At 61.8% G+C, this 1,038-nt stretch carries 1 protein-coding gene; it reads right to left on the minus strand.

The window, feature by feature from the left end:
• Window positions 1-955 (minus strand): IS481 family transposase (locus EN852_RS34530; RefSeq protein WP_135879561.1); only part of this gene is annotated, 955 nt, incomplete at its 3' end.
• Window positions 956-1,038 lie beyond the last annotated feature (83 nt).

Consider the following 1,038-nt stretch of genomic DNA (forward strand, 5'->3'; position numbering starts at 1 on the left):
TGTGGAGCCTCAATAGGTTGTCCTTGGTCAGTCCGAGGCGGCTGATAGGTGGTTTTGATTTTAAGCTGCCGTGTGGCCTATGCCAATTGTAGCGGTGAAGCCATCGCGGCAGCTCCGCAGTGCGCTCATGAGAAGTATTGTAGGCTCGGGCGTAAGCCCATTCGCGCAGGCTCGTCTGAATGAAGCGCTCAGCCTTGCCATTGGTCTTGGGCGTGTACGGCTTCGTGAATATCTGGCGAAGACTTAGATGCTTGCAGGCTGCTCGGAAAGCCTTTGACCGGTAGCAGGAGCCGTTGTCAGTCATCACGCGCTGCACCTTGATGCCGAGGCTGGCGTAATAGGCGATGGCAGCTTCGAGGAAGGCGACAGCGCTCTCCTTGCGCTGGTCGGGCATGACTTGGACGAAAGCGACGCGCGAGGCATCGTCGATGCAGACGTGGACGAACTCCCAGCCGATGCCGAGATGGCGGTTGACAGCGCCAGGATATCGCCCGGTGATGCGGTGCCCCACAGAGCCGATCCGGCCGAGCTTCTTGATATCGAGATGGATGAGTTCACCGGGGTGCTCGCGCTCATAGCGGCGCACCGGCTCGGCCGGTTCCAGATCTTTCAGCCGCGACAGGCCGGCGCGTGCCAGCACCCGGTTCACTGTCGCCTCGCACACGCCGGTTTGCATGGCGATGTGCTTGCCGGTCAGGCGCTGCCGCCGCAGCGCTGCGATCGCGTCCACCACCGCGGCTTTGGTTTGCTTCGGGCTTGTCTTCGGCCGCGAGGAACGGTCAATCATGCCGGCGCTTCCCTCGACCCGGAAGCGCTCCACCCAGCGCACCACCACCTTCGCCGTCACCCCGTATGTCCGCGCCGCATCGGCTTTGGAAAGACGGCCCTCAACAACGTCGCGGGCCATCTCCTCTCGACGCAGCGGCGTTAGACGGGCATTCTTGTGGATGTTCATTCGGTCCTCCGGGAATCACTGAAGCTTCGACAACCTCAGCTTTCTCGGTCGGGGCCGAATGGACAACCTCCTGAAAGCTCACA

Origin of the sequence: Mesorhizobium sp. M2E.F.Ca.ET.209.01.1.1 (assembly GCF_004010375.2) — a bacterium.
Taxonomy (GTDB): Bacteria; Pseudomonadota; Alphaproteobacteria; order Rhizobiales; family Rhizobiaceae; genus Mesorhizobium.